This window comes from Ellagibacter isourolithinifaciens, assembly GCF_008831035.1.
GTDB lineage: Bacteria > Actinomycetota > Coriobacteriia > Coriobacteriales > Eggerthellaceae > Ellagibacter > Ellagibacter isourolithinifaciens.
The window spans coordinates 1-565 of sequence record NZ_WAJR01000077.1 but is presented as its reverse complement, the minus strand read 5'-3'; the positions used below and the strand labels follow the sequence as shown (position 1 = coordinate 565).

Sequence of the window (565 nt, the reverse complement as noted above, 5' to 3'; positions counted from 1 at the left end):
AGGGGCGGAGGCGTCGAAGGTGTGGAGGGTGAGGGGGGTGAAGTCGTAACAAGGTAGCCGTACCGGAAGGTGCGGCTGGATCACCTCCTTTCTAGGGAGAGCATCTTGCAGGGGCCCGCGCGCATCCTACCCCATCCTCGGCATCCGGCCTCCAGGGCTCCCGGACAACGGGACCCCGAGGCACCTTGGCAACTGCATAGCGCGCGACATGTTCGGGAGCTCCAAAGCCCCCGAACGATCTCAACTTGATATCAACCAATGTAGGAATGTAGATTCCGCATCTTCGAAATCAGTTAGGATCGCCGAGATACGTTTTACCCAAAACTTTATTTTTTACTTTCTCCGATGATCTACATCATCGGCTGGCATTTACCGGGGGGATGCGTCCCCCCGGGACCGCGGGAAGAAGATACCGCGGGCGCACGGCGGATGCCTTGGCATGGGAAGCCGAAGAAGGGCGCGGCAAGCTGCGATAAGCCCCGGGGAGGCGCAAACGGCCTTCGATCCGGGGATTCCCGAATGGGGGAACCCAGCAGGGGTCATGCCCTGCTACCCGCACCCGAAT

Annotated in this window: 2 rRNA genes; both read left to right on the top strand. The window is 60.4% G+C overall.

What is annotated here, in order from left to right:
• Positions 1 to 91 (top strand): 16S ribosomal RNA (locus F8C90_RS10820); the annotation flags it as partial.
• 311 nt (positions 92 to 402) lie between these two features.
• Positions 403 to 565: ribosomal RNA gene (locus F8C90_RS10815) — 23S ribosomal RNA — on the top strand; the annotation flags it as partial.